At 60.7% G+C, this 24,897-nt stretch carries 18 protein-coding genes; 14 read left to right on the top strand and 4 right to left on the bottom strand.

The genetic code is table 11. The annotated features are described in order from the left end of the window. The first annotated feature begins 1 nt into the window (after position 1). From tssM (AC0L25_RS19030) to AC0L25_RS19005, 6 genes are read left to right on the top strand one after another with little or no spacing between them, the layout of a single operon-like run. On the top strand, positions 2–3,541 hold the full coding sequence (gene tssM / locus AC0L25_RS19030; RefSeq protein WP_473596928.1) for a type VI secretion system membrane subunit TssM: 3,540 nt from the start codon (positions 2–4) through the stop codon (positions 3,539–3,541). Next, positions 3,523–4,065 (top strand): type VI secretion system-associated protein TagF, encoded by a 543-nt coding sequence (tagF, locus tag AC0L25_RS19025; protein WP_473596927.1) that lies wholly within the window; start codon positions 3,523–3,525, stop codon positions 4,063–4,065. Before tssM (AC0L25_RS19030) ends, tagF begins: the two co-directional genes overlap by 19 nt. Further along, the gene (locus tag AC0L25_RS19020) at positions 4,065–5,165 is read left to right on the top strand and encodes a DUF2169 family type VI secretion system accessory protein (protein ID WP_473596926.1); all 1,101 of its coding nucleotides are present in this window, start codon (positions 4,065–4,067) and stop codon (positions 5,163–5,165) included. The genes tagF and AC0L25_RS19020 overlap by 1 nt, the downstream gene beginning before the upstream one ends. Beyond that, on the top strand, positions 5,162–6,184 hold the full coding sequence (locus tag AC0L25_RS19015; protein WP_292518836.1) for a 3-oxoacyl-ACP synthase: 1,023 nt from the start codon (positions 5,162–5,164) through the stop codon (positions 6,182–6,184). Before AC0L25_RS19020 ends, AC0L25_RS19015 begins: the two co-directional genes overlap by 4 nt. After that, the gene (locus AC0L25_RS19010) at positions 6,184–7,119 is read left to right on the top strand and encodes a DUF4150 domain-containing protein (RefSeq protein ID WP_292518838.1); all 936 of its coding nucleotides are present in this window, start codon (positions 6,184–6,186) and stop codon (positions 7,117–7,119) included. The genes AC0L25_RS19015 and AC0L25_RS19010 overlap by 1 nt, the downstream gene beginning before the upstream one ends. A 3-nt stretch (positions 7,120–7,122) precedes the next feature. Then, the gene (locus tag AC0L25_RS19005; protein ID WP_473596925.1) at positions 7,123–7,962 is read left to right on the top strand and encodes a hypothetical protein; all 840 of its coding nucleotides are present in this window, start codon (positions 7,123–7,125) and stop codon (positions 7,960–7,962) included. 47 nt (positions 7,963–8,009) lie between these two features. On the opposite strand, the gene AC0L25_RS19000 is transcribed toward AC0L25_RS19005, so the two are convergent. From AC0L25_RS19000 to AC0L25_RS18990, 3 genes are read right to left on the bottom strand one after another with little or no spacing between them, the layout of a single operon-like run. Beyond that, entirely contained in the window at positions 8,010–8,354 is a 345-nt protein-coding gene (locus AC0L25_RS19000; RefSeq protein WP_473596944.1) for a hypothetical protein, read from the bottom strand. After that, the gene (locus AC0L25_RS18995) at positions 8,351–8,776 is read right to left on the bottom strand and encodes a DUF6484 domain-containing protein (protein WP_473596924.1); all 426 of its coding nucleotides are present in this window, start codon (positions 8,774–8,776) and stop codon (positions 8,351–8,353) included. The genes AC0L25_RS19000 and AC0L25_RS18995 overlap by 4 nt, the downstream gene beginning before the upstream one ends. A 32-nt stretch (positions 8,777–8,808) precedes the next feature. Continuing rightward, positions 8,809–11,136, bottom strand: a complete 2,328-nt coding sequence (locus AC0L25_RS18990; RefSeq protein WP_473596923.1) for a type VI secretion system Vgr family protein — start codon at positions 11,134–11,136, stop codon at positions 8,809–8,811. A gap of 202 nt (positions 11,137–11,338) precedes the next feature. Between AC0L25_RS18990 and tagH the strand changes: the two genes are divergently transcribed. The 8 genes from tagH (at position 11,339) to AC0L25_RS18950 (ending at position 24,254) form a co-directional block, all read left to right on the top strand. Then, positions 11,339–12,397, top strand: coding sequence for a type VI secretion system-associated FHA domain protein TagH (gene tagH / locus AC0L25_RS18985; RefSeq protein WP_473596922.1), 1,059 nt, complete (start codon positions 11,339–11,341; stop codon positions 12,395–12,397). A 411-nt stretch (positions 12,398–12,808) separates the two neighbouring features. Beyond that, positions 12,809–14,329, top strand: coding sequence for a type VI secretion system protein TssL, long form (tssL, locus tag AC0L25_RS18980; RefSeq protein WP_473596921.1), 1,521 nt, complete (start codon positions 12,809–12,811; stop codon positions 14,327–14,329). Between the two features lie 22 nt (positions 14,330–14,351). After that, positions 14,352–17,909, top strand: coding sequence for a type VI secretion system membrane subunit TssM (gene tssM, locus AC0L25_RS18975; RefSeq protein ID WP_473596920.1), 3,558 nt, complete (start codon positions 14,352–14,354; stop codon positions 17,907–17,909). Position 17,910: 1 nt separating this feature from the next. Then, complete coding sequence (locus AC0L25_RS18970; protein WP_473596919.1) at positions 17,911–18,072, top strand: hypothetical protein; 162 nt, start codon at positions 17,911–17,913, stop codon at positions 18,070–18,072. Then, positions 18,069–18,836, top strand: a complete 768-nt coding sequence (locus tag AC0L25_RS18965) for a PP2C family protein-serine/threonine phosphatase (protein WP_473596918.1) — start codon at positions 18,069–18,071, stop codon at positions 18,834–18,836. Before AC0L25_RS18970 ends, AC0L25_RS18965 begins: the two co-directional genes overlap by 4 nt. Before the next feature lie 5 nt (positions 18,837–18,841). Next, on the top strand, positions 18,842–21,406 hold the full coding sequence (locus AC0L25_RS18960; protein ID WP_473596917.1) for a serine/threonine-protein kinase: 2,565 nt from the start codon (positions 18,842–18,844) through the stop codon (positions 21,404–21,406). An 11-nt stretch (positions 21,407–21,417) separates the two neighbouring features. Further along, complete coding sequence (locus AC0L25_RS18955) at positions 21,418–21,924, top strand: DUF1036 domain-containing protein (RefSeq protein ID WP_473596916.1); 507 nt, start codon at positions 21,418–21,420, stop codon at positions 21,922–21,924. Continuing rightward, positions 21,921–24,254 carry a M23 family metallopeptidase gene (locus AC0L25_RS18950; protein WP_473596915.1) on the top strand — a complete coding sequence of 778 codons (2,334 nt, stop codon included), beginning with the start codon at positions 21,921–21,923 and terminating at the stop codon, positions 24,252–24,254. Before AC0L25_RS18955 ends, AC0L25_RS18950 begins: the two co-directional genes overlap by 4 nt. Before the next feature lie 106 nt (positions 24,255–24,360). Here the strand turns inward: AC0L25_RS18950 and AC0L25_RS18945 are convergent, their stop codons facing one another. Then, positions 24,361–24,891 carry an OmpA family protein gene (locus AC0L25_RS18945; RefSeq protein WP_473596914.1) on the bottom strand — a complete coding sequence of 177 codons (531 nt, stop codon included), beginning with the start codon at positions 24,889–24,891 and terminating at the stop codon, positions 24,361–24,363. Positions 24,892–24,897 lie beyond the last annotated feature (6 nt).

Genomic DNA, 24,897 nt, shown 5'->3' with positions numbered 1-24,897 from the left:
GATGTTCATCCTGCGCTTCCTCTGGGCGGTTCTGACATCGCGCTGGCTGTGGACGCTGATCGGCATCGCGCTGCTTTCTCTGGTCATCTGGGTGTTCGGCCCGATCGTCAGGGTCGGTGCTTACGAACCCTTCGCCTCGGAAAATGTCCGTATCGTCATCATTGCGCTGCTGGTCATCTTCTGGCTGATCTGGCTGATCGTCGCGCAGCGGCGGGCGATCCGGGCCAACCGCATGTTCGTCTCCGAAATCGCTGCGCCCGTGGTGGAAAAACCGCTGAGCCCCGGCGAAGAGAACGTCGCCGCCGTCGGCGCCAAGTTCGCCGAGGTGATGGTCGAATTGAAGCGCCGCAAGCTGGGCGGACGCAAGTTCCTGCGCGAGATGCCCTGGTACGTAATCGTCGGGCCGCCGGCCACCGGCAAGACCACGGCCTTGCGCCAGTCCGGCCTGAACTTTCCGATCGATCTCACCGACGATCTGCAGGGGGTTGGCGGCACGCGCAACTGCGACTGGTTTTTCTCCGAAAACGCGGTTCTGATCGACACCGCGGGCCGCTACGTACAGCAGGAGAGCCAGCCGGACGTCGATGCGGCGGAATGGCTGGGCTTCCTCGACCTGTTGAAAAAGCATCGCGGCCGCCGGGCGCTGAACGGCGTGATCGTCGCGCTGTCGATCGATGCGCTTTCAGAGGGCGACGAAGCCATCAAGGCTCATGGCCGCAAGATCCGTCGGCGCTTGGCAGAACTCAACGACCGGCTCGAAATCCGCCTTCCAGTTTATCTGATGCTGACCAAGGCCGATCTGATCAAGGGTTTCGAGGCTTTCTTCGGCGGCCTGTCGACGGCCTCGCGCGAGCAGGTCTGGGGCACGACCTTCGCGCTGGATGCGCGTGTCGACGCAAAGACCATAGAACGGGAAATCGCCACCCTTGCGACGGAACTTGAGCGGCGGCTGGTGCCGCGCCTGGAGGACGAGGACAAACTCGCCGCCCGCGCCGAGATTTTCAGGTTTCCCGCGCAGCTGACCAGCCTGTCCGAGCCGATCCAGGTGCTGGTCGAGGCGATGTTCGGCGAAAGCCGCTACGAAGAAGCCGCCTGGCTGCGCGGCCTCTATCTGACGTCGGCAACCCAGGAAGGGGCGCCCATCGACCGGCTGGCCGCGGCGCTGTCGTCATCCTTCGGTCTTCCGCCGCGACGGGCGATGCCGGCGCCGCGCGGGGAAAAACGCAGCTTCTTCCTGAAGAACCTGCTGACCGAAGTCATTTTCAGGGAAGCCGGCCTGGGGACGTTCGATCCGCTGGCGCAGCGCCGCCGCGCCTGGATCTGGCGTGGCGCCGCGGCAGCCTGTGCCACCGCCGCCCTGTTGGCAGGTGCGATGTTCACCTGGTCCTACTTTGACAATCGCAATGCGATCACAGCGCAGGCGAGCCAGTTCGAAGCGCTGCAGGCGCCGCTGACCGCGGCAGCCGCGAGCCCGGCATCGGTGGAGCAGCCCGCCATCGACAGCGCGCTCAATGCGATTGCCGAGGTCGCCAATGCCCGTACCGCACCCCCGAGCAGTGCCCAGGACCTGCTGGGGCCATCGGCGTCGGCAGAGCTGCTGCGGGCGCAGGCCGACACTTACGACCACGCTTTGCGCAACGTCCTCGAGCCGCACATGGTCGCCCTGCTCGAGGCGACGATGTGGCGGCAGATCCGCGATCCGGATTTCATGCTGGGGGCGCTAAAAACCTATCGCATGATGACCGGCCTGTCGCAGATGGACGCCGATTTCGTCCAGAACTGGTGGGTCAATGATTTGCCGGAATTCGCACCGGCGGCACCCTTTCCGACCGCCGACGTGGAAGAGCACCAGCTTGCCGCGATCCGCCGCATGGCGGTCGACGACAGCTACATCGCCGCGGACCAGGCGCTGGTTGCCGAGGCGCTGAAAACGGTTTGCACGATTTCACTGCCGGCGCGTGCCTACAGGCAGTTGCTGGCCGACCCGGCGGTGGCCGACCTCAAGGAATGGATCCCGGCGAATTTCGCCGGTCCCAACGGCGCCAAGGTTTTTGCGCGGCGTTCCGACAAGACGCTGCGCGTCGGCATTTCAGGCGCGTTCACCTATTCCGGCTTCCACGATGCCATTCTCGAACGGGTCGAGGACGTCGCCGCCCAGGCCGCGCTCGATCGGGCGGTCTTTGCCGGAGGCTGTTCGGAAAATTCCGAAACCTCTGTCTCGGCGCTGTCGGAGGATATCCTAAAACTCTATTACGAAGACTACATCGCGCAATGGGACAGCATCCTGCGCGATATCAGACTCGCGCCATTGGCCGACCTGAATGTCGCCAGCGAGAACCTCAAGGACCTTTCGAGTGCCGACTCCGCGCTGAAGCGCCTGCTTACAGCGGTCGTTCAGGAGACCGAGCTGACCCGATCCGATGAAGCGCCGGCCGCCGACAACAAGGCGGCAGCCAAGGGCACCTCGAAACTGCTCAGCAAGCTGGGGAAGCTGGGAAAGATCGTAAAGACAGGGGCAAAACTGCTGCCGCGCGCAGGCTCCGCCAACGAGGTGGACCTTACCGGCAGTCTGGTTGCCGAACATTTCAAGCCGCTCAAGGGGGCGATCGCCGAGGTCGACGGCCAGCCGCCGGCACTCGATGCCGCGGTGGTGGCGCTGACCGCACTTTCGAACGTGCTGCAGACGGTCACGGCCAATCCCGACCCGCAGGACGCCATCAAGAAGCAGGGTGGGCTGGCCGAACTGACGGGAGCGGTCGCCAGGCAAGCGCAGATCCTGCCCGATCCGGTCGACGACTGGCTCGGCGGCATCGCCGGCGACACCAGCGGCCTGACGCAGAAGGCGGTCACCTCGGAACTCAACGCCATCTGGCGCGCCGACATCCTGCCGTTCTGCCAGGCGGCGCTGAACGACCGCTATCCGTTCAGCCCCGAAAGCGCGGTCGACGTCAATGTCCGCGATTTCGCCCGCCTGTTCGGGCCGGCCGGGATGATCGACACCTTCATCAACGACCATTTGATCAGCTATGTCGACACCGCCAGCCAGCCATGGAAATGGCGCGCCGATTTCGGCCTCGACGCGGCGGCCCTGGCGGCGTTCGAACAGGCCAGGCGGATCCGCGACGATCTGTTTCCAGGCGGTACCGGCCCGGTGATGAGCTTCACGCTGCAACCGACGGACCTGTCGCCCAACGTCACGCGCGTGACGCTCAATCTCGATGGCCAGAACCTCGTCTATTACAACAACGCGACGCGGCCGCAGCCGATGACCTGGCCCGGCAAGGACGGCACCGGCGTCATCTCGCTCGCCTTCCAGCCCATCGACGGCTCGCCCGAAGTCATGTTGAACGAAACCGGCAGCTGGGCGTGGCTGAGGCTGCTGCGCAGCGGCCGCTTCACCGGCACCTCGCTGTCCGACGTCTACAGCCTGCGACTGGGCACGCAAGGCATGTACGCGGATTTCGAGCTCAAGGCGGCAAGCGTCGAGAACCCCTACAATCTGCAAATGTTCAAGAAATTCTCATGTCCGCCGCAGATATGATCCTGCCCGGCTTTTACGGCAAAACCCCCGCTACCGGCGATTTCGTCACGCGGCGGCTGCCGGGGGATTTTGTGCGCATCTGGGACCGCTGGCTGGCGCAGCACATCGTGCCGCTGATCGGCTCGGAAACCTGGCCGCGCACCACCGCGCTACGCTTTTTAGCGGGCCCGGCTTCGTTCGGCGCATCGGCGGGCATTATTCTGCAGAGCGCCGACAGGGTCGGCAGGCAGTTCCCTTTGAGCGTGGTCGCGCAGCTCCCTGACTCTTCCATTCAGTTGGCTCGCGCCGATGCGTGGTTTTCCGGGATTGAAGAGGCTGCCATAGCCGCCCAGCAGGGCGAGCTGACGCCGGACGAGTTGGACAATGCTTTAAGCGTTCTGCCGGTGCCGCCAGTCGAGCCGGGGGGTGAGATCATCAGCGACATGGTGATGTGGACAGCCCGTTCGGACATTTTCGATATTGATCCGCTAGCGCCGCAAGAAACGTTGGACCAAATCTTCGCCGCAAGCTGGGAGACCAGCTGATGCAGATCTGGAACCAGATGGGGTATCCGCACGAATTCACCATGGGTATGGACAAGGCCGGCCATGAGTGGATCGTGGTGGTGGTGAAAGGCACGTTCGACTTTCCTGCGACGCCCGGCGGGCCGGCGCAGAAATCGGCGGAGCAGATTCCACTGGTTATGGCCGACACGCAAACCGGCGTACCTGGCTATTCCGCCACGTTGTGGGAAACCGATTTCGCCTTCCGCAAGCCGCGTTGTGACGTGATTGCCAACGGCTTCGCCTATGCCCCGGGCGGACGCCCGGCGGAGCGCGTGCCCGTCGGCATCAAGGTGGGCAATTGGTCGAAACTGTTCGAGGTCGTCGGCCACCGCGAATGGCGCTCCATCGGCCCGGTCTTTACCGCCACGTCGCCGCAGCCCTTCCTGAAACTGCCCATCTCCTATGATGTCGCCTGGGGTGGCGTCGACCGGCTCGATCCAGAGGACAAACTGCCGGCGAGCTACAAATACAACCCGGTCGGCACCGGCTGGTCGCGGACCAAGAACCAGCGCCTCATCCCAGGTCTGCGACTGCCGAATACGCAAGCGGTCGGCGAAGAGATCCGTTCGCCCTTCGGCGACTACAAGCCGATGAGTTTCGGGCCGATGGGCCGCGGCTGGCCCGGACGCATCGAATATGGTGGCACGTATGACGACAACTGGGTGGCCAACACCTTTCCTTTCCTGCCGTCGGACTTTGACGAGCGCTACTTTCAGATGGCGCCGCCCGACCAGCAGACCGACCACCCAAGGGGCGGCGAGGAGGTGCAACTCGTCAACCTGACGCCGCAAGGCCGGGAGAGCTTTCGGCTCCCTTTGGCCGCACTGCCTATGACGTTATTCAAGGGTAGGCAGAAGGCCTACGAGGGCGCTACCCCTCCCGACACGGTCCTCTTCGACCTGGAGAACCGGCGCTTCTCCCTAGTCTGGCGGGTGTCGCAGCGCATTCACAAAACCATTCTCGATTTCAGCGAATGCTGGATTGGCCCGCCGACGGAGTCGATGCTTCGAGCGCGCGCCACTGGACGTGCCTTCGTCCGGGCCAGCCTGACTGTTCAAGACGAGGCCGAAGACGCATGAGCACAGCGATCGACATCGCGTCGATTGGCATGGTAACCGCTGTCGGCCTCGACGCGCCGTCCGCCTGTGCGGCAATGCGCGCCCGGCTTGACGGTTTTCAGGAAACTCGTTTTCTGGGCCCAAACGGCGAATGGCTGATTGGTGCGCCGGTGCCGCTGCCGCGCAACTGGATCGGCGAGAAGCGCATCGCCCATCTTGCAGCCGGAGCGATTTGCGAAGCCTTCGAGGCAATGCCTCAGGCGCGCGACCAAACCGCTCTCGTACTTTGTCTGGCCGAGGAGGATCGGCCGGGTCGCCCAGTGGGTGACAGCGCTAGCCTTCTGCGACGTATTGCCGAAATCGTCGAAATAGAACCCCATGTTCGTTCCCGTGTCGTCGCGCATGATCGCCCGTCGGGACATGTCGCGCTGGACCAGGCACGCAGGATAATCGGGTCGGGTGAAGCCCCTTACGTTATGATTGCGGGAGTAGACAGCTATCTGACAGCGCCCGCGATTGATCACTATCAAAAGAACAAGCGCCTTCTGACACTCGAAAATCCGAACGGCTTTATTCCGGGCGAAGCTGCAGCCGCTGTTTTGTGTACACGGTCGGAAGGGGGCGGTTTTTGCCTGCATGGCCTTGGCCTCTCGCGTGAAGCAGCGTCGATCTACAATACCCAGGATTTGCCGTTGCGAGGCGACGGCATGACAGCGGCTTACAATACGGCTTTCCGGGAAACAGGCATCGAGATGAATCAGCTCGGCTATCGGATCGCCGACCTGATCGGCGAGCAATACTGGTTCAAGCAGAGCGCACTGGCTGGTTTGCGGCTGTTGCGCGGCCGACACGATTTTCAAGATATCTGGTCGCCAGGTGAATCACTCGGCAATATCGGTGCCGCTGTGGTTCCGTTGATGATCGGCATGGCCTGGACTGCGGCGCGCAAAGGTTATGCGGCAGGAAATCCCGTCCTCATTGAAGCCTCTAATGATGCCGGTGCCTGCGGTGCCGCGCTTCTGGCGGCGAGGGTTGCTTGATGGGCAATGTCTTCGCAAATGGCCTTGAGATTTCAGGCAAGGCCGTAAACGCCAAGACCATCGCGGCTTTTCCCGACGTTTGCTTTACGCCCCCGGAGAACCCAGCCACTCCGCCGGGCGTGCCCATCCCCTATCCCAGTTTTGGTTTCGCCGACGATACTGAACAAGGCACTGGCACGGTGAAGATCGGCGGCAAGACGGTCAACATCAAGAACAAGTCCGACCTTTCCAAAACGAGCGGTACGGAAGCTGGTGCTGCCGCTAAAAAGGGCGTCATTACTTCGAAGAACACCGGCAAGGAGTACTTCAACTCCTGGTCCAACAACGTGAAATTCGACGGCGAGCCGGTTATCCGAATGACCGATCTCGCCACCAACAACCACGCCTCCCCTATCGGCAATACCCCACCTTGGGTTCATATTGCGGCGCTGACTGTTGGTGGCCAGAACTGCCTCGCCCTATTGGCTTCGATCGATATCCACGTGCACCCCTACGACGAAGCAGACAATCACTGCACGAAGGGCAAACAGCAATCGGACCACGTCATCCAGAATGCCTTTTTTGAGCCGGCGCGGGGCGCCGGACCGATAGACGCCTTCCCGCGTTACACCGAAGGTGATGCACCGTGCATTTGCCTGAACGACGGCAAAAAGAAAACAACTCAACATGGCAAGAAATCGCGCAAACAGATCAAGCGGGCGGCGGCGCAGCGGCGAGCGGTGAACGCCGGCAAGGCTGGCCCCTGCTCACAGAGCTACGCGTCCGCCCGTGACGCCGAACTCCAACATACGGCTGAGAGTTTGCCTAAACTGGCGGCCAGCCCGGACGCGCAGGAATGCCTCAAGGCCATTTGCGATACCTATTTCAAATGGGCCACAAGGAAGCGGAGTCAGGACCGGCTAGACGAAGTTCAATGCGACGTACCAAAGGTGTGAAAAATGGAATGCATCGACACCCAGATCGCTGTCGGGGACAGCTTCTACTGCCTTTTCTACGAGGAGATTGGTCCCGGCAACCATCTCTCCCGCATCTATCACTTCAGTGGTCGCACCGATCCGCGGGTGCGGCTCGTCGCCGAGATACGCGAATGGGTAGCGTCTATTTGGGCCAACCGTGCGGGACGGCTTTTCGGGGCGATCTGGGACGGTCAAATTCTCTCGATCGGCGATACGGTCGAGCCTTTCGGCAGCGTCGATCTGCTCGGAACTATCAAACTGACGGGTTTCGCTGACGAACCACAGTTCATCATGGGCGAGGATGGCCTCATCTTTGAGAACCGGCGAGGCGCCTGGCAGCGGGTTCCGTTGCGTGGCAAACAGGACGTATATTCGGTCGCGCGGAGAGAGGCGGATACATACGTGTTTGCCGCGTCTACCGGGCGGGTGATCACCTACGCCGGCAGCACAGCCACAGTTGAGCACCTCCCCACAAACGTTGATCTCCATGGGATCGCCTTCACAACCCCGGAAAAGGGCGTTGTCGTCGGAGATGAGGGAGTCGCTTTCCTGTACAGTTCAGGCTCTTGGATCGATATTTCCGGAGACCGGCCAAGCCTCCAGGATGCTCACGCCTTCAAAAACCGACTCCTGGCCTCACTCGAGGCCGAGGCTATCGACGAGATTGCCGGTGATGGCACTTTCTCTACTCTCTACGACCGTCCGGGCTACTACTTTTCCTCAAACGATGATTTCTGTGTCACTTTTGATGATGAAGCCGCGCACGTATTCGACGGCAAGCGATGGACCTCGGTTCAGTTCGCAGGCTTGGTCCCTGTATAAGAAACTGACAGTCCAGCTGAGGACGTAGAACTGACTAGGTTGCTCGTTCAAGTTAAGTGTTGGTTGGCGGAAAGCCACGCCCGAACTTTCGCAGGGTCCAGATTTACGATTCGCAGCGACTTTGTCGCCGACAGCATGCGGACGACGAACAACTCTCCAGGTTCCGAATATTCCGCATAAAGTTCTTTCGCGATTTCGCGACCGATGTCACCGGCGACTCTCAAACCGTCAAGATGGGCCTCAAGCCTCTCGACGAGGCGTGCGACACGCTCCTCATCCATGTCCGGGTTTTCTTCCGGATACAGCAGATGGTGATCATAGACGGTCCACAGGAATGCTGCCATCTCAGCGTGCTGACGGACGATTTCACGGAGAATGGGCGCGGACATCAGTTCAAGTTGACCGAGCCACCGCGGATGCGGTTAGCAGCGCTGGCGTGGCTTGTCAGATAGGTGCCGCGAATGGTGATGCGACCGTCCTTTTCCATAATGATCGTGGCCTTGCCGCAGCGAAGCTCGATTCGCTCGTTCGCGGCAATTCGCACCTGCTCGCCGTCGCGAACAATCTGCGGAGCATTCGACTTGCGTGCGGGATCAACAATCCGGCCGACAATAAGTGGCCGCCCCGGATCGCCTTCTTGGAAGAGGAGCGCCACTTCGGCGCCAATCATGTCCGAGGTGAGTTCAGCAAGGCTTCGGGCAGGGACCGCTGTTTCCTGCAGGTTTCCGGGAAAAATAACAAGCGGGCCATCTGTGCCGAAGCCCAGGAAAATCCCGATCGCAACTCCCTCAATCCGATCTTTTGTAGTCGTCATCACACGTCCTCTGTAGTCGTCATCACACGTCCTCAGTTCTGTTTTATCTCCGAGCCTTTCATCGTGATGTCGCTTGAGGCTTTGACGTTGATCTTGCCCGAACCCTTAACGGTGATGTCCTTGCCTTCGATGGCAATCGTTCCATCCTTCTTCATCGCGATCGCCGCTGCGCCGCACTTGATAATGATGGAGTCACCTGCCTCGATAACAAGGTCCTTGCCGATTTTCATTGCGCCGTCTTCGCCAATTTCGACAACGCTGCCCTTGCCTATCTTAAGCGCGCGCGAACCGGCCACCTGGGTTGCATCATCATTGGCGATCTTGGCGGTGCGGCCCTTGCCAATCTCTGAAGTCTGTCCACCCCCGATCTTGAAACTCTGATCGGCGCCGATCTGAACACTCTGGCTCGCAGCGATCTTCCAGCTGTCCGCCGCACCAATGTCGTGGCTCTGCGCCGCCCCCACCGTCACCGACCGCGTCGCCCCGATCGTGTTTGTTTGTGGGCCGCCGACGCTTCGGGTTTCAGAAGCACCCACTGAATCGATCCGCGCCGCGCCAACCGTGATCGTCTGGACGAGCGCGACGGTCTGTGTGTGATTGGCGCCGATAGTCTCGGTCGAGTTAGACCCGATATTGATCGTCTCGTTCGAGCCCACAGTTAGCGAGCGATTGATCCCCACCGTTTCGGTATCATTCGAACCAATATCGGTTGTCTGGTCGACGCCCACCTTGACCGTCTTGTTGTTGCCGACGTCCTCGTCGAGGTTGTGGCCGACGGAGTGTTTGGCGTCGTGGTCGATGCGGTCGGACTGATCGTGCTGCACCACCTTGGTGCGGTCGTTCTTGATCAGAAGGTTGTGGTCCTTCTGCGCCTGGAAATTGACCAGTTCGGAGCCGGCCTTGTCCTCGAACATCAGCTCGTTGTAGCCGCCGCCGCCTTTCGATGAGTCTGACTTCCAGCCGGATTGCGTGGCACTGCCCGGCAGTCCGTAGGGCGGCATCTGCGAGGCGTTGTAGACGCGGCCGGTGATGATCGGCAGATCCGGGTCGCCTTCAATGAAGTCGACGATCACCTCCTGGCCGATGCGCGGGATCTGGATGAAGCCCCAGCCGCTGCCGGCCCAGGTCTGCGACACGCGCACGAAGCAGGAGCTGTTCTGGTCCTTCTTGCCGAGACGGTCCCAGTGGAACTGGACCTTCACCCGTGCATATTTGTCTGTGAATATTTCCTCGCCAGATGGGCCGACCACCGTCGCCGTCTGCGGACCGCGCATGATCGGCCGGGTCGTGACCCGCGGCGGGCGATAGGCCAAGGCGGTCGGCGCCACGCCGAGGATCACCTTGAAGTTCTCGCTTTCGACGTCGGCAAGGGCTCTGTAGCCTGGATCGAACAGCCTGTATTCGGCGCTGACCACCAGATATTCCTGGTTCTGGTCTTCTCTTGGGAACCCGTCCAGCTTGAACGTGCAGCCGGAATACAGGCCGCGCACGGTGCCGACTGCAGCAATGCGCTGGTGCACGGCCTGGATTTCCTCGCGCCGTATCGCGGCAAGGCTGTCGCCGCGGCCAACGTCGAGATGCGCGCCGGGTTGGCGGTAATTCTCGCCCGCGGCCAGCTTGTGGCTGAACGGCTGGGCGGATTTGGCCATCAGGTCGGCGCCCGGCTTCTTGAAATCATAGTCGGTATGGACATAGGCGCCCGGCCGCACCGAGCTGCCTGGAATCCATTCCGTGATGTATTCGACATCGCGCCGGGAGCCCTGCCCTTCAAAGTGATAGGGCACCTTCTCATAGCCCGGCGCCGGCTTGAGCTTGTTCATGGCATCGGCGAGCACAAGCGTGTGCTTGCCCTCGTCATGCTCGAAGAAATACAGGATGCCTTCGTGCTCGAGCAGCCGCTGGACGAAATCGAGATCGCTCTCGTCATACTGGACGCAATACTCACGCGGCGGATAAGAGCCTTGCAGGCGCTTCTCGAATTTAGCCGTGCTGTATTTCGAGAAAACCTCCTCGATGATTTCGATGATGCTCATGTTCTGGAAAATGCGGCAGTCGGTGGTATTGCCGAGAAACCAGAGCCATGGCCTGATGATGGCTTCGTAGTAAGCTAGGCGGTCCTCGATCCGGGTCAGCCGAAACTCGGAGACAAGGCCGCTGAACCAGCGTTTGGGATCGGATTCACCTTCGATCGAAACTGCACCGCCCAGCATCTTCAGCGGGTCGACGTCGGGGCTGCTGCTTACGAACCCGACCGTATAGGCCAAACAACGACTGATCTCATCGCGCCCGACAAGATGCGTGAAGGTCAACAGGTCAGCGCCAACCGGCGTCTGCACAACCGTGGCACGTTCGTTCGGCATGGGTCGTGCCCCCTCCCGCCGCTCGTTTCTGCCTAAGCCTAGCACATGTCTTGCACCGACCAAAGGGGACCCTTGGTGACTGCAGCTTAATCGCCTGTGAAATCATCGACTTGAACGCTTCTGTGCCGCGCGCTCAGAAATTGCTGGTATAATGGGGCGTCCTGGGTGAGTTTCCCGACAGGATCGACGGCGATTTTTTTGAATGTATATCAGGCTGCAGATCAACAATGTCGTCTCCCTGCCCGCCGGTATGTCGACCGGCTACTCGGCTCGTGATCGCAGCTTTGAAATCGGCCGCGAGGCCTGTGACTGGACCTTGCCCGATCCCGACAAGTTCATCTCCGCCAGACACTGCGAAGTGCGTTACCAGGCAGGCGCGTTCTGGCTGCACGATATCTCGCGCAACGGCACTTTCATCAACGGATCGACGCAGCGCATGGCCGGCCCTCACCGGCTTGGTCAAGGCGATCGGTTGCTGATCGGCCGCTATGTCGTCCTGGTTTCGATTGATGACGAGCGCGCCGCGACAGGGCAGCCTCGAAGCAGCGACGGTTCGACGCAGCGGCAAATGCCGATCACCACAGGCCGGCCGCGGGATTTCGGAGACCAGCCTTTCTTCGAGCCGGTGGAGCAACGGCCCGGGCAGAGTGCACCGGTGTCGACGTCGTCGTCGCCCGCGCCTCCCCTTTCGACGAGAGACGAGGTGCTGCGGGAAATCGCGATCGCAGCCGGCATCTCGCCGGAATTGCTTCAATCGCGTGATCCGCATGAAGTGGCTGCCGAAATCGGCGCGGTGCTGCGGACGGTTGTCGAGGAGCTGGCCCAGCTGCTGAAGGCACGTGCGGCGGCGAAAATACTGGCCAAGAGCACACACCGGACGATGATCAGCGCTGCCGATAACAATCCTTTGAAGTTCGTCCCGGGAACCGACGACATCCTCGAAATCATGTTTGCGCGGCGCAGATCCGGCTACCTTGATGCCAGGCACAGTGTCGAAGACGCATTCCGTGATCTCAAGACGCACGAATTTGCCACCTATGCAGCCATGCAAGCTGCGCTCTCCCGGCTGCTTGATGATCTGTCGCCTGAGGCAATCAGCAAGAACCTCCCACCCACGTCATTCACATCGAAGAAAGGCCTGGCTTGGGACGCCTTTGTCGCCAAATGGCGGACCATGGAGGAAGCACACGAAAACGGAATGCTGGACATATTCCTGGCCTATTTCAGCGAAGCCTATGCCAAAGCCGATAAGCAAAAGTAGACCAGGAGGACTGAACCTGGCAGATGGCCCGGAAATCGGATCGGTTTGCTGCGCTTAGCTTCGGCTGCGGAGCGGATCACGCACCAGGTGGAATGTATCAGGGCGTCCTTGGCGAGCCCCAAAGATGCGGCGCTGTCGTTGGCGAAGAAAAATCCTTTCGCAGCGCTGCATCTGGTTCCAATCGACCGTTTCTAAGCTTACGATCACTTACGACAGTTCGCCAGCGGGTAAGGCTGATTGACCTGGGGGTCTGCGGCACATGTCATGTTACGGCGGGTTAGAAAGATATAGCCGACCTTCCTCGAGACACTGCCCTCGTCAGCAGCGCCTCCAGTTCCTGCGCCTGGCCGGGGACCGCTTTGCCCGCTTGTGGCGCACACGCGGCGCCCACGCGTGGACGGACGTTTGGCGATGAGCTCGAAGGACGATCCTTTCGGCCCAGCGGGCAAGACCGTTATTCGCGCACCGCGCCGCGCTGAAAACCCAGCGCCGGCTCCTCACAGACCTGTTCCCGACGACGGGCAGCCCGGTTCCTCGCGGGTTAAGGATTCAACGGTTTTCGATCCCGGTGTCGGTCGCCATGCACCGTCGGGCTGGACGTCCGGAACCGTGATTTACCAGGGTGCAGACCCCGGCGCAGCGGCGGCAACCGGCGGCTCCTTTGCGGCGGCGCCGGGGATTCAACAGGACATCCTGCTGCATGCCACGGACAGCGTCAAATATTCCGCAGCCAATCCGATCCTCGCCGCGGCCGCTCCTTTGCTGATGCTGTTTGGCCAGCTCAGGCTCATGGCTGTCGAAAGACAGGCGGAGCAACTGGCGGAACATGTTGCCGAGGCGATCGATAAATTCGACCGGACAATGGAGAAAGCCGATGTTCCCGAAGAGGATGCACGGATCGCAAAATTTGCTCTCTGCGAAACCGCTGACGACCTCATCGGCAATCTGCCTTGGCCCAAGACAGACGCCTGGGCGCAGCACAGCATGCTCTCACAGTTCTTTCACGTCGTGCCCACCGGCTCGGGCTTCTACGAAGCGCTGAACAAGATACTGGCCGCGCCGGAGGCACACTACGATTTGCTTGAACTGATGCATGCCTGCCTGTCGTTGGGGTTCGAAGGCCAGTATCGAGGCCTTGCGCGCGAGGACAACAATCTCGAACGCGTTCGACGCGACGTCTACGAGACGCTTCGTTACTTCAGGGCGCGCGCCGACGACGACATCTCGCCGCACTGGCAAAGCCTGGCGGTGTCCAGCCCACAGTCGTCGGCCCGGTTGCCGCTCTGGGTGATTGCGGCCGCAGCGTCGGCGCTGCTGACTGCGGCATTCTTCGCATTGCGGGTCCTCATCACCAACGAGGGCGATGCCCTTGCCGGCAAGTTGCTGGCGCTCGATCCGTCGACGCCGATCGCCATCGAACGCGCCACCGTGGTGCCGTCGGCTGCGCCGCCGGTGAAAGTCGCTCCGCCTATCGCCCCTACCCGCTCCCAGATCGATCGCATCCATGCCGCACTGGCCAAGACTATCGCGCGCGGCGGGCTGAGCGTCGGCACGCAGGGCAGGTTCATCATCGTGGAGATCAACAATGTCCTGCTGTTCCCGTCCGGCCGAGCCGAGATAAAACCGGAGTTTGCACCAATCGCCGCGAACATTGCCGCCGCACTGGAACCGGAGCCTGGACCGATCATGATCGTCGGCCACACAGACAATGTGAAGCCGCGAAAATCGAGCCCGTTCAAATCCAACTTCGACCTTTCCATCGCCCGGGCGAAAGCCGTCGAAGCGGTGATGGCGCCACGGTTCAGCAAGCCTTCCCGGATCACCGTCGACGGCAAGGGTGAAGACGAACCGATCGGCGACAATGCGACGCCGGAAGGCCGCGCCCAGAATCGCCGTGTCGACTTGATGATCCCCAAGGAGGAAACACTGTGAGCACGGCCATTTGGAAGCGCCGATGATGCGTTGGCTGCTGCGGATATTCAGCGCGATCGCGTTGGCCGGTTTCGCGGCAGCCGTCTGGTTTGCCGGACCATTGATCCGCTTTGCCGACACTCGTCCGCTGGCACCCGTCTGGCTGCGCGTGACGATCATCGGCGTGATCGTTGCGATCGCGACGCTGTTTTATGGAGTGCGTTTTTGGCAAAAGCGAAAGGCGCAAAAGGCGCTCGAGACGATAGTCGCCCGCAATGACGACAGGGATGACGACTCGCAGGTGCTCGAGGCTCGTATGAATGAAGCCATCGCTGCGCTCAAGCGGTCGAGCGGCAAGCGCAATTTCCTCTACGAGGTTCCCTGGTACGTCGTCATCGGCCCGGCTGGTGCCGGCAAGACAACGGCGTTGGTCAATTCGGGACTGAATTTCCCGCTTGCCGGTTCAGGCAACGCCCAACCGGTGGCGGGCGTTGGCGGCACGCGATCTTGCGACTGGTGGTTCACCGACCAGGCGGTGCTGATCGACACCGCCGGACGCTACACCACGCAGGATTCCAATGCGCAGAGCGACAAGAAGAGCTGGCTCGCCTTCTTGTCGCTGCTTAAAAGATACCGCACAAGGCAACCGATAAACGGGGTTATCCTGGCCATCAGCCTTGCCGATCTCATCAGCCTCGATGATCGGCAGCTTGACGTCCATGTCGTCGAAATACGCAGCCGTCTGCGCGAAATCCACGAAACACTGAAAATCCAGTTCCCGGTGTACCTGCTCTTCACCAAAGCCGACCTCGTCTCCGGTTTCATGGATTATTTTGGCGGTTTCGACGAGCAGCGCCGCCGCAAAGTGTGGGGCGCGACATTCCAGACCGCCGATCGCAGCAAGAACATGGTCGGTGAGGCGCCGGCGGAATTAGATGCATTGGCAAAGCGCCTGGCGGAGGAGATGGCCGACCGCCTGCAGGAAGAGACCGATCCGGTCGCGCGCATAGCCATCTTTGGCTTTCCAGCTCAATTTGACGCGCTAAAAAGCCGTATTGCCAGTTTCGTCGCCAGCCTATTCGATCCGGCTCGCAGCCAGGTGAATGTCAGCCTGCGTGGACTGTATTTTTCGTCAGGCACGCAGGAGGGTACGCCGATCGACCAGGTGCTGGGCGCAATCGGTCGCAGTTTCGGCAGCGCTTCTCGCGCCCATCTTTCCGGCACTGGCAAAAGCTTCTTTTTGCATGATCTTCTGACCGACGTCATTTTCGCTGAATCCGGCTGGGTTTCATACGACAAATCGGCTGAAAGGCGTGCAGCGATCGCCAGATATGGCGGCCTTGGCGCGATAGCATTGATCGCTGCGGCGGGTCTGGGCACTTTGGCCCTGAGCTTTACGGCCAACAGGTCGTTGATCGCCTCTACAGCGCAAGCTGTAAGCCGCTATCGCGAGACGGCGGACCCGCTCCTCAAAAGCACGAGGGTCGCGGATGCCGACCTCGAAAACGTCATAGGCCCGCTCGACCAGTTGCGCGAACTGCCGGCCGGGTTCGACACCAGTGACTTGCCGACCCCGATCGAGGCGACGTTCGGCCTCAGTCAGCGGGAAAGACTTCTTTCGGCATCAAAAACAGCTTACCGGCAAGCGCTGGAGCGGATGTTCCGCTCGCGCCTGCTGCTTCAGGCCGAACGGACGATCCAGGCCAAGATGGCTGATCCCGCCGCGCTCTACGAACCGCTGAAGATCTACCTGATGCTTGGCGGCAAGGCGCCGAAGGTCGACGACCAGTTGATCGTTTCCTGGATGAGGCAGGATTGGGAGCAGAACCGGTATCCGGGCGAAAACAACCGCGAGGGACGGGCGCAGCTCGAAAAGCATCTGCGGGCCATGCTTGCGTTGGACGACGCTTATGATCCGGTTTTCAAACTCAACCAGCCACTTGTCGAAGCCGCTCAACGCTCGCTCGGACGCATGAGCCTTGCCGACCGTGCCTCTGCCTTGGTGAAGTCGGCGGTATATGCGGCTGCGCTGGACGATTTTTCCATCTCCGTGAAAGGCGGCCCGGAAGCGCAGCTGTTGTTCGAGCGTGTCGATGGTGGCGATCTGTCAGGCCTTCGGGTTCCCGGTATCTACACCTATAGCGGCTTCAACAACTTCTATCTCGGACAACTCTCGCGCATTGCGCAGATGCTTGTCGACGACCAGTGGGTTCTCGGCGGCGGCGGCGAGCAAGGTGGCATCGACCAGGAGTTGATTAAGCTCGGTCCCGATCTTGTCGAGCGCTATGGGAGGGAGTTCGCCACAGCGTGGAACGGCGTTCTCGACAAGTTGAAGTTCAAGGCGGTGCTTAAGGACAAGCCACACTACATCGCGCTGTCCGCCGCCGCGTCACCTAGCTCGCCAATCGACCAGCTTTTTACGGCGATCGCCGACGAAACGGCTCTGACGCGAGAAGCTGGTTCCGGCAAAGATTCCGCCTCCGAGGCCGAAGCCGACATGCTTCAAAACCAGCCGCAGAACGCTGGAGATACCGCCAGGGGATTGGCCCGCATCGGCCTTCAAATCGCCAGCGGCAAATCGCAGAGCCGGGCCGGTACAGGGTCCGCTAGCGAGCAGAATCCCGGGGCGAACATCGAAGCGCAATTCAGATCATTCCAGGCTTTGGTGAACGGTCCCGCCGGACGCCGCCCAATCGATGCATTGACCCAGAATTTCCGCGACATCTATCAAAGCCTGCAACTGGCGGCCGACGTCCCTTCGCAAACTGAACGCGCCAACATGAATCTGCAGCTGCAGATATCCACCCTTCGCGCCAATGTCTCGCGGCTGCCCAAGCAACTCGCCCGAATGGTCACGGCGACCGCCGACGAGCTTGACGGCAACGTCGCGGAAACCTCGCTAGCGAATTTGAACCAGATGCTCGACCAGACCGTCACGCGCGCCTGCGAGGAGGTGATCGAGGGCCGTTATCCGTTCGCCAGCGATGGCCCGGAGGATACTGCGATGGCGGATTTTGCGAAACTGTTCGCTCCTGGCGGACTGATGGATCGGTTCTTCGCACAGAATCTGGCATCGCTGATCGACATGACCGGCCAGGACTGGAACTGGAAGCAGGATGTGCGCTTCGGGCGCGACCTGTCGAAGTCAACCTTGAAAAACTTCCAGCTGGCCGCGGAGATCCGCAACGCCTTCTTTCCTGCAGGCGGTTCGGTGCCGTCAGTCAGTGTCACCTTTACGCCGTTTTCACTGCATGGCGATGCCGATACGGCGCTACTCGATATCGATGGCCAGATCGTCCAAAGCAACCAGGCTGGCAACGCGCCAAGCACGGTGAGCTGGCCGAGCGGCATGGCTTCCGCGTCCGCGAGCCTGAGCCTCATTCCGGAGATGCCGGGCCGGGAGTCCGCGATCAAGTTCGAGGGTCCGTGGGCACTGAAGCGTTTGCTGGACAAGGCTGATATCACCAGCACCGGCGGCAACACGGAAGCCCGCTTCGTGATCGGCGGGCGCGATGTCGCCTATACGGTCCAGGCCAGTTCGGACCCCAACCCTCTCTTCCTTCCTGCGCTTTCCGGGTTCAGCTGTCCAAAGGCGTTTTGAGATGACCTTTGAATTTTCCAATATTGTGATGCGGTCCATCGGCAACAGATGGGCGGGCGTTGATTTCGATACTTTAATATTCGAGCCTGTGGCAAACTGGCGCGAGCGAGCGCCTGACAGTGCGGTGCAGAGGACGCTTGAGAAGCGCTTGGTGGCAAAGTGAACAATGTCGCCCTTCCCTTTGAAAGCTTCGGCGTTAGCCACAGAGGCTGTGTCCGTGAGCTCAATGAAGACAGCTATCTGGTCGAGCCGGAAACTGGCCTGTGGGTGGTGGCCGATGGGATGGGTGGACATGATGCCGGGGAAGTCGCTTCGGCCAGCATCGTCGATCACTTGGCAACGATCGGCATTGCGAGCTCTGCACCGGATCTTCGCGCGCGCTTCGAGGACCGGCTGAGCCGGGCCAACGCCGAAATCCGCAGGATATCGGAATCCCGCGGCGTAACCATTGGCTCCACTGTCGCCGCCTTGCTGGCGATGGATGGGCGGTTTGCCTGCCTGTGGGCGGGCGACAGCCGCGTCTATCTGATCCGCAACGCCGCGATCTCCCAGATTTCGAAGGACCATACCGAAGTTCAAGAACTTCTCGACAGGGGCATGATCAGCGCAGCCGAAGCGCTCGCCTGGCCGCGCCGCAACGTCATCACGCATGCGGTCGGTGTCAGCGACGAGATCGTCATTGACTTCCAACAAGGCGAAATCATGCCGGGCGACATTTTTGTGTTGAGCACCGACGGGCTGACAGCGCATGTCACAGACGCCGAGATCGAGGCGGCGGCGGTGTCGGCGACGCCTCAGGCGGCATGCGAAAACCTGCTGCAAACGGTGCTGGCGCGCGGGGGAACAGACAATGTCACGATCGTGCTCGTGAAGATCGGAGACGGGCGCAATGGGGCCCATCCTGACCCTTCCAGAGCGGAAGGTTGAGGCTGATGAGCGCCGACGACAAGACGCGGATTTCGCCTAACGTCGCCACCACGGCCGTGGGCACGCAGCTCAGCGGCATCTATGAACTGGACGAGCGGATCGCATTCGGTGGCATGGGCGAAGTCTATCGTGGCCACAACATACAGACCGGCGACCACGTCGCGATCAAGATCGTCTTACCCGAGTTCGCCCGTGATCAGACGATCCTGTCGCTGTTCCGCAAGGAAGCGTCGATCCTCAATCACCTGTCGCACGACGCGGTCGTGCGATATCACGTCTTCACGATCGACCCCGGTATCGGCCGACCCTACCTTGCCATGGAATTCGTCGACGGCCAGTCGCTGTTCGATATCATGCGACGTGGCCCAATGCCGACGGAAGACGTGCGCAAGCTCTGCCATCGCCTGGCTTCCGGCTTGAGCGCTGTGCACCAGGCGGGAGCAATACACCGCGATCTCTCCCCGGATAACATCATCCTGCCAGGAGGCCGGGTCGAACGCGCAAAGATTGTCGATTTTGGTATCGCGCGGTCGGCGACCGTCGGCGGAGAGACGCTGATCGGCGGAAAGTTCGCGGGAAAGTACAACTACGTTTCTCCCGAACAGCTCGGGCTGTACAGCGGCGACGTCAGCGAGCAATCCGACATCTACAGCCTGGGATTGGTGCTGGCCGCTGCTCTTCGCGGGAAACCGATCGACATGGGCGGCTCCCAGTTCGAGATCGTGGAAAAACGCCGAACCGTTCCGGACCTGTCCGACATCGATGCCGATTTTCGTGGAATTGTTGAAGCCATGCTGCAGCCGGATCCACAAGACCGGCCGATCAGCATGGCGGATATCGCCAAGGCGACACGTGACGATACGGATGAGGAGACAACGCCGCCAACGTCGATCACGCCGCGCGACCGGACGGGTTTGCCGCGAGCGGGGGGGACCGCCGCGCCTGGCCCCAAGCTCACAAGTCAGCCTCCGGCGGCTCCCGGCGAGCGCTTCGTTCCGCATGTCCGGCCGGCGCTTCTGTCCGAACCAAGGCCTGCGCCAGTTGCCGTTCCTCGGGCGGCTTTGCCAAAGGTCTCTGCAAATTCCTCCAAGACCCGATCGATCGCGATCGCTGCCTTGGCGTCATTAGCTGTCGCGTCCGGTGCAGGCATCTATCTGAGCGGCTTGATGACACCTTCCACGCCGACCGCCGGCGATACATCGTTTTTGTCGCCAAAAGGATCAAAACCGGCCCCGACAGACAGTGCCCCAAATTCGCCGGGCGATGAGCCGGCAAAGGCAGTTCCACCTGAGCAGTCACAAACAGACGCCACTGCTCCGCCAGCTGAAAGTCATGCAGGTGCCGCGGCGGATCAAAAGTTGGAGCCGACACGGCCCGCCGAAGTCCTTTCGCCAACCGAGCAAACCCCCGAGCCGGCGGCATCCGAAGAAGCCCTGGAGCCGGCGGCATCCGAGACTCCAGCTGAAAATCAGACAGATGCCGCGGCGCAAAAGTTAGAGCCGGCACGGCCTGCAGAAGTCCTTTCGCCAACCGAGGAAACCTCGGAGCCGTCGACAGCCGAGGTGCAGTCGCCAGCTGAAAATCGGGCAGATGCCGCGGCGGATCAAAGGCTGGAGTCGATGCAACCCGCCGAAGTCCTCTCGCCAACCGAGGAAACCCCGGAGCCGGTTCCGCCGCGTGTCCAGGTCGCGCCGGCGCCGCCGGCCGACAAAGTCTCGCCGCCCCCGGCGGTCGAGCCCGAAATGATGGAGAGGTCCGAGCAGCCGGCCGGCCAGCAGGCCAACCAAGTGCCCGAACCCGCTGCAGGCCAGACGGATGACGCGAGCGCAAAGGGGCAACAGGACGAACCGGCGGCAGGCAAACAGCCGGACGGACCCACGATCACCTTGAACGTGCCGAAACCGGAACTGGAACTACCGCCGAAAAATGCCCCCGACGACGCTGCGCAGCGGGTCTCCTGGGTGCGCGACTTTAACGGCGGCGACTGTTTCTATGCGACGTTGACTTCGGCAACCGAGACCGCAGTCGCAATCGAAGGATTGGGCACAGAGGTCCAGCCCTTCGAACGAATGCTGTCCGATTTTCAGGTAACATTCCATGTCGAACCGGACATCAGCGTCCGCCTCATCGAACCGGCTCAATGCGAAGTCACCAACTTTCTGCGCTTTCTGGACCAGATGCCGGCTGTCAAGCCGCAGCTTGTTCTCGATCGAACGACCGTGCAGAGCGGTTCGCCGATCGGCGGCACGCTGGTGACGCATGGCGGCCTCATTTCCAGCGTGCTGCTGATCGACCACAGGGGCATGGCATTCAGCCTCGACAATCGTATCTTGGCGCAAGCCGACAAGGCCACCTTCAACATTCCGATCGATCTCGGCGCAGCCGACAAGGCGGCCGGTAAGGTCGTGCCGCAGATCATAATGGTCATCACGGGTCCACAGGATATACAGGCTGCGGCGTTCTCCGCGCCGACACCAGCCGCGCTGCTGTTGCCCAAGATTCTCGAAGAGATCGATACCAACCGATCTGAGTTCTCCGCGACGGCAAAGTACTTCCGGCTCGGCGGGTAGCATGGACGCCGATGGACCGCCGCCGCTCGCGTTTTTCCTCCCTGACCGCCGTCCCGCCCAATAATCAGCGTAACTGGCTTCGCGGCCTGCTTGCCCTGAGAGGCCATATCAAACTTGTGGTCATGTCGGGCGCGATTTTGCTGGCTCTCCTGTCGTCCCACGAAGCGCGCGCCGAATTCACCGTCTGCAATCAGACGCTCGACGTGGTCAATCTCGCTGTCGGCCAAAAGGTCGACAATGCGGACCAGACCGACGGCTGGTGGACCATCGGCGCAAATCAGTGCGTGAACGTCATCCGCGAGGAACTCACGAATCGCTACATTTACATCTATGCGACGGACGTTTTTGGCCATGCGACCCTGACTGGGTCGACCGAAATGTGCATCGACCGGCGGCGTTTCTCGATACGCGGCATTGATGAATGCTGGCAGCGCGGCCATATCGCCGCACTATTCCTCGAAGTCGATACGCTTGAACAGGTGCGATGGACCTTTTTTCTGACCGGAAGCAATCCGTGACGCACAGTATCGACACAAGCTTCAGGTTGAAAAAGCAGGCGCGCGCCGCCCTGCGCAGACGCCGGCTCTGGCGCAGACTCCTTGCCGGTCTTGCTGTGGTTGTCCTGTTGTCGATCGCTGCCGGCTTCTATCTCACCGCGGACTATTGGTCGTTTGGCGATGAAGATGAGGAGTTGCACGCGGTCGAGGGAACCGATGATGTACCAGCCGATGCATCGGTCTATGTGCCTGCCATCATCGATCTCGCAGGCGACCCGATGTGGATCACCCTTGCGCCCGACACCGGCGCCGCAACAAAGAGCCAAGTGATCCCGCGCCCGGCAGGACTCGATCAGGCTGGAATTTCTCCCCAGATCGAAATCCTGTCTGACGTGATGCTTAGCGCCAGCGAAAAGTTCATGACAACGATACCGTCCACGCAAGAAGATTTCGCATTCTTCCAGGCACAGCGACAGACCGCGCCGGCGCCATCCAACGATCTGCAAAACGATGTTCAGCCAGCGCCCGTTCTAAATGAGGCTCCGGTTGCTTCGGACCCGCAGGTGGAAGCCGATGATGCCGAAGCAGGTTGGGGCGAAACAATCGATGCAGGCGAGGCAGCCCTTCCCGCTTTCCGGAAAACCCAGATCGAAAACAACACTAGCGTGGCAAATGTCATCAGCGAACATCAACGATACGAGGCCACCGAGGACACGTTCGTAAAGATTCTCAACGACCGTAGCTTGGACAGCGTTGCCGTGGATGCGCATTTCTCTGCCGAGGATGCCAAGCTGGCAGGCGAAGCCCTGAAGGCGCTTTTCAATCGGGAAAGCCTTGAGCCAGGTTATGTCGTCGCCATGCGCGGTTTCAGGCCGACGCGCGAGACGACAACCATGTCCCTCATGCAGGTTTCGATCTACGCCAAGAACGTATTTGTCGGCACGCTGACGCGCAACGCCGCTGGTGTGTTTGTGTCTGGTGTGGACCCCTGGGTCCGCGAAGATCTGTTCAACTACTCAGGTGCGCAGGCACAAGGCACGCACAAAAGGCAATACCGGCTGCTCGACGCAATCTACTCGACAGCAGCACGCAACAAAGTCCCGACCGGCGTGATCGGAGAAGCGATCATGTATCTCTCGAGAGGACAGGATCTGGATGCCTTCGCCAGCGAAGACCAACGTCTGGTCCTGATCTATTCGCAAAGGCCTCGTGGCAAGGAAGAGACGGCCGGGCGGGTGCTGTATGTTGGCGTCCAGGGTAGCGAAAAAAGCCTCGACTGTTTCGTGTTTCAGCAGATTGACGGCCAGTTTGCATGCGTTAGCGGCGACGATCAGGTTCGCTCGCTCACAGTCGCCTACGGCATGGTCACCCCGGTCAACGGAGTCATGACCTCCACTTTCGGGCCACGCAAGCACCCGATCCTCGGAACCGTTCGTATCCACAAGGGCGTGGATTGGGCGGCGCCTCTGGGCACACCGATAGCCGCCGCCTTCGACGGCGAAATCGTCTTTCAGGGTGATGGAAGTGGTTACGGCAATCTGGTGAAGATTTCGCACGCGGACGGCAGCGAGACGCGCTATGCGCATATGCAGAAATTCGCGGACAAGACCGGTGTCGGCGCGAAGGTGAAGGCAGGCGATATCATTGGCTATATCGGCACCACCGGTCTTTCAACTGGGCCGCACCTGCATTTCGAACTCTATCGCAATGGGCAGGCGATCGATCCGCTGGGCACGGTTACGGCAATCGCGACGGACGCTTCCGCTGTCGAAACGCTGACCGACCGTATCGTTCAAGTTGAAAGTGGCGGCAAAGCCCGCGCCAAGAACCCACTTTCTTCGGCGACCGGCGCCGGTCAGTTCATAACGAAGACCTGGATCAGGATGATGAACACCTATCGGCCTGAACTTGCGCGGACATTATCAACCGCCGACCTGCTCGCTCTGCGTTATGACGCCACCATCTCGCGCGAGATGGTCAGCAATCTGGCGCGCGAAGGCGAAGCCTATCTTCGGGCGCGCGGCCACCAAATTACAGCCGGCCGGCTTTATCTCTGTCATTTCCTGGGAATGGAAGGCGCCCATCAAGTGTTGTCGTCGCCGGGTTCGGCGCAATTGAGCGCCGTGCTCGGGTCGGCCGTCATTCAAGCCAACCCGTTTCTCACTGGCAAATCCGCCAGCTATGTCGTCAGTTGGGCCGAAAGGAAAATGGGGCGGAAGCTGAGCCCGGCGATGGTTGAAGTGAGCCAACGGACAACGACAACGACGGAAGTCCGGCAGACATCGCCCGAGTTCGAAAAATACAAGCAGGCGATCACGGCTATGGTGAATTCTGTTCAGACTGCGCTTTGAGCCGGCACATGGCCCCGAAAATCGGAATCGGTTTTGCTGCGCTAACCTCCGGTTCGGTGCAGCGAATAAGGCGCGCTCTGGTCTTAGTCTAGCGTAGCCGCTCCAGCTACTCAGTCCGTATCCGCATTTCCACCCGGCGGTTTACCGGATCGAATGGATTGGGGTTGCGGGGATTCGTTTCGCCCAAGCCTGTCGCTTTGATGCGGGCAGGATCGATGCCGTTAGAGGTCAGGAAGGTTGTTACCGATCTGGCTCTTCGTTCCGACAGTCCCTCGTTGTAATCAGCCGAGCCGGTGGCGTCGGTGTGACCCTCAACAACGAAGTTCAGAGTGCTCAGTCGGCTGTCCTTCAGTGCCTTGGCGAACTCGTCCAGTTCAGCGCGGGCAGTCGCATCGAGTTCCGCAGAATCCAGGCCGAAATTGATCAGCATGTCGAGGCTGGTTTTTTCGGCCGGCGCTGCTTTGTTCTTGCTGTTGCACTCCTCTTCGGTGCCGACGCAAATTCCACGTGTCGGGCCGAACTCGCTCGCCCTGTCAAAAAACTTCACGATGTCTTCTGATTTCTGAAGCGGATCAGCAAAAGCGTGGGTCGAAAAAACCGCGACCGTAAACACGAAGGCTAAACTGCCCAACTGCATGACGGT

Source organism: Mesorhizobium sp. WSM4813, assembly GCF_055811555.1.
This window is presented reverse-complemented; position numbering and strand designations above follow the sequence as displayed.